The 3,373-nt window shown below is 54.7% G+C and carries 7 protein-coding genes and 1 pseudogene; all 8 read right to left on the reverse strand.

Annotation, left to right across the window (positions count from 1 at the left end):
• Positions 1-229 (reverse strand): ORF6N domain-containing protein (locus R6V78_RS17385; protein ID WP_410290653.1); only part of this gene is annotated, 229 nt, incomplete at its 3' end.
• A 1-nt stretch (position 230) separates the two neighbouring features.
• Positions 231-359, reverse strand: coding sequence for a hypothetical protein (locus R6V78_RS17390; protein WP_410290648.1), 129 nt, complete (start codon positions 357-359; stop codon positions 231-233).
• Positions 360-397: 38 nt separating this feature from the next.
• A pseudogene (locus tag R6V78_RS17395) lies at positions 398-520 on the reverse strand (type II toxin-antitoxin system HicA family toxin); the annotation flags it as partial.
• Positions 521-715: 195 nt separating this feature from the next.
• The gene (locus R6V78_RS17400) at positions 716-955 is read right to left on the reverse strand and encodes an ORF6N domain-containing protein (protein WP_410290649.1); all 240 of its coding nucleotides are present in this window, start codon (positions 953-955) and stop codon (positions 716-718) included.
• Positions 936-1,133 carry a hypothetical protein gene (locus R6V78_RS17405; protein WP_410290650.1) on the reverse strand — a complete coding sequence of 66 codons (198 nt, stop codon included), beginning with the start codon at positions 1,131-1,133 and terminating at the stop codon, positions 936-938. Before R6V78_RS17405 ends, R6V78_RS17400 begins: the two co-directional genes overlap by 20 nt.
• Before the next feature lie 19 nt (positions 1,134-1,152).
• The gene (locus R6V78_RS17410; protein ID WP_410290651.1) at positions 1,153-2,370 is read right to left on the reverse strand and encodes a Fic family protein; all 1,218 of its coding nucleotides are present in this window, start codon (positions 2,368-2,370) and stop codon (positions 1,153-1,155) included.
• A gap of 195 nt (positions 2,371-2,565) precedes the next feature.
• On the reverse strand, positions 2,566-2,751 hold the full coding sequence (locus R6V78_RS17415; RefSeq protein WP_410290654.1) for a DUF4143 domain-containing protein: 186 nt from the start codon (positions 2,749-2,751) through the stop codon (positions 2,566-2,568).
• Between the two features lie 246 nt (positions 2,752-2,997).
• On the reverse strand, positions 2,998-3,171 hold the full coding sequence (locus tag R6V78_RS17420; protein ID WP_410290652.1) for a helix-turn-helix domain-containing protein: 174 nt from the start codon (positions 3,169-3,171) through the stop codon (positions 2,998-3,000).
• Positions 3,172-3,373: the final 202 nt, after the last annotated feature.

Genomic DNA, 3,373 nt, shown 5'->3' on the forward strand with positions numbered 1-3,373 from the left:
TGACAACAAAAAGGCTCGTCTGGATGGCATGCGGTGAATTCAGCAAACTGGCCGCCATCAAGGCGCCGTGCTCCGTAAACGCTCGAACGCGCTTGGAATATTTAATGTTCGAGGATATCACAAATTGTGATATCCTCGTAATCTCATCCCGGCTCAGCTCGAACATGAAGTCGCCTGGAAACCGTTCCAAATTGCGGCTGACCGCCTGGTTCAACACCCGTGTGGCCACCCTAGTATAGCGCGGCAAGATCGCGATCCAGCATCACCTTTTGCCCCAGGATCGAATAGATCCGGCCGGTGATGGCCTCGGTCGAGATGACTCCGGGCATTGTTCCGTCCTCCTGTCGTGCGGTGTCCATGTTCTTGGTTCTTGCAGATTGATCAGTTCCGGCAGATCGGGATGGACAAATACCTGGTGGCTGCCTTCTGTACGCGCAAGGTGAAATCCAAAGGCCCTCAGCAGCCCGACAAAATCCCGAAACCGGACATTGCGAGAACCTGCCAGAATCGACCCCAGCAGTTTCTTCGGATTCGCCCCAGGCCCCTTTCATGAAACGCATTCGAGATCAATACGGATGCTTTTTCCATGGCAAGCGCCACCATGCCTGCGCCGGGTTTGCCAACCGATGTCAAGCGCGCATCGGTCACAAAAGGGGCAATGACGATTGCGCGTAAGGCCAGAATACCCATTCACGCAATGGCCGTCAAATCGGACTCAGTCGTTTTCCTCTTCGCCCAGCTCGAACATGAAGTCCTCGGGAAAACGATCCCCGTTGCGACGAACAGCCTGTTTGATGACCTTTGTCGGGACACCGATGATCTCCGCCAGATCCCGGTCCAGCATCTTCAAGGCTACAAACCGGTTCAGGCAGGTAAACGATGCCACACGAAGGTAGGCAGCCACGGCATCGCGGCCCGATATCCCGCCGGCCTTTTCATGGGCGATGGCGGCCACGATCTTTTGCCGAATAATCCGCTGGGCGGTCTTCAGATGCGCCCCGGCCCTCCCTTGCAATGGTGCCGTCGGAGTGGATGTCGAAAAGGGCCTCCAACTGCTGGCTGAATTCGGTCTCAAGCAGGGCACGGGCGTCCTGGGTGGGTTTCCGGATCTGGTTGCGGGTGGGTTTGTCCATTTAATTTTGCCTGTCAGGGTCAGTCGGCCGACTCAATTTCGTCCTCAGAACCGTTGTCTTCGACTTCCCCGGGGATGGCGATGGCTTGCTGGTTGAATAAGGTCAGGTAAGGGTCGTAGCGAAAAACTTTGTATCGCTTTTGGCCGGTAATTTCCTTCAGCAGGCCGGAATCCTCAAGATTTGAGATAACTTGGGCCGCTGTCACATATGAGACGCCCATGACTTGTTCCGCTTCCCGGACAGTGACCATGGGTTTTTCGAACAAGTGGTCAAGTAGCTTCAACCCATTGGCGCTACTAGACCATTTTTCCGAAATCATCGTTCTATGCGTCTCGCGCATGGCGAGAATGGCTCTCGCGGTAGCGGTGGATGCCTTGCTGACCTCGTAGACACCACGAAGAAAAAAGCGCAGCCAACCTTCCCAATCACCGGCGTTTCGAACTGCCATCAGCCGGTCATAATACTCGGCACGGTATGCCTTGAGATAATAGCTCAGGTAGAGCAGCGGCTTTTGAAGCACTTGGCTTACACAGAGCAGGAACGTGATTAAAAGCCGGCCAATTCTCCCGTTACCGTCCAAAAACGGATGGATAGTCTCAAATTGAGCATGGGCCAAACCGCAATGGATCAAGATCGGCAAGGACGCCCGGTCGTGCAGAAATTTTTCGAAATTATCCAGGGATTCCCTCATCTGGTGCGGTGGAGGCGGCACAAATTCCGCGTCAACAAGGGTACACCCCCCTCGACCGATCCAGTTTTGGGTGCGTCTGAACTCGCCCGGCGTCCGCTCGCCGCCGCGAACCCCCTTGAGCAGTTCAGCATGAATTTGGCGAATAAGGCGCAAACTCAACGGCAGATCTGCAAGTGCTCGCAGGCCGTAGTTCATCGCCCCGACATAGTTGACGACCTCCTCGACATCCTGCGGCCGCTTGTCCCTGGCTGGCCCGGCTTCATAGGCCAACACATCTTCCAGGGTACTTTGGGTGCCTTCGATCTGGGAGCTGAAAACCGCCTCTTGCCGCACGTACATGGCCACGAAAAGGTCAGGATTGGGCAAGATGGTGGTCACTCCATCCAGCCGCCCCAAAGCTCTGTCCGCATCAGAAAGCAGACGCATCATCTCTGCGTCGATGACAACGGGGGGCACCGGAGGCAGAGGGGCCGGGATAAAAGCGGCATACCCCTCCAGTTGCCGGATGTATTTGCCAGCGCGATGCCGGGCATCCGTGAGACTCATCCTAATTTTACCTATTTGAGATTTGAAAGATCCCGCCGGACTCTTATTTCAAAATATTGCCATTTTCTAAAATAAAAGTCGAGAGTGGCGTTGTAATTAAAATCCGTTAAAATATAAACACCGGCGATAGCCTGGACCCAACAGATTGTATTTAAATGAAGTGCGGCGGGCGGGACATTCTATGTCCCCTGCCTCCTATCGACCGCCGACTCCGATCCGTGGGCCTGCCTCCAGGTAATCGACGAAGGTCGCCTGAACGACGAATGTTTCCAGCAACCGCCCGAACAGAGGTCGGTCCACCCACAAGGTATCCCCGTTCAAGCCCAGCAGGGCGCACGCCAGCCCGGTGTCGCCCAAATGCAGCTTGGGCGTCTTGATCAGACGGTCCGTCCAATTGCAAGTTTTTCATCGGCTGATTGTCGATGAATCGCCGTCCAAATGTCGATTTCCTAAAATCCGTCATTCCGCAAGGGAGCGAGCGGGACGTCCATAGCCAAGGCCCGTTCGCTGTTCAGCACGCTCGACAGCATGGCAACGCCCTGTTCGGTGAAAGCCAAAGGAAATTTTCTGACACCACCCCAACTTGATGTCACAATCTGTGACAGGCGGGACAGGATGATCAGTGAGTCAATGGGCATGCAACCCGGTAACCGTACCGTCGTCCTCGACACCGAGCAGCAACTCGCCGCCCTCGGTGTTGGCCAGCGCCACGATGGCCGCCACGAGTTCCCGGTCCGGAATCCCTTTTCGATCGCTCTTGAACTCCAGCCTCAGGCTTTCACCTTGGCCGATGAGTTCCAAAATGTCTTGATTTTCTTGACTTTTGTGGTTCCCATGAAAATCCCTTCAAAATTTTCTCCACAATATCTCTGAGAACAGGCTTGGGACATCATTTGGCCCAAGTTGTTTTTTGACCACACCGGTTCCGCCGAATACCACCCGTTGACATACTACATCACAATAAACAAAACCCGCGCAGCGATGAGCATGATGCTCTCGCTAC

The sequence above is a fragment of the Desulfosarcina sp. genome, assembly GCF_046496365.1.
Lineage (GTDB): Bacteria > Desulfobacterota > Desulfobacteria > Desulfobacterales > Desulfosarcinaceae > Desulfosarcina.

What these genes read in the sequence shown, in the direction of transcription:
- R6V78_RS17405 (WP_410290650.1), bottom strand. Translation starts at nt 1,133, where the DNA reads ATGGACAAACCCACCCGCAACCAGATCCGGAAACCCACCCAGGACGCC.
- R6V78_RS17410 (WP_410290651.1), bottom strand. Translation starts at nt 2,370, where the DNA reads ATGAGTCTCACGGATGCCCGGCATCGCGCTGGCAAATACATCCGGCAA.
- R6V78_RS17390 (WP_410290648.1), bottom strand. Translation starts at nt 359, where the DNA reads ATGGACACCGCACGACAGGAGGACGGAACAATGCCCGGAGTCATCTCG.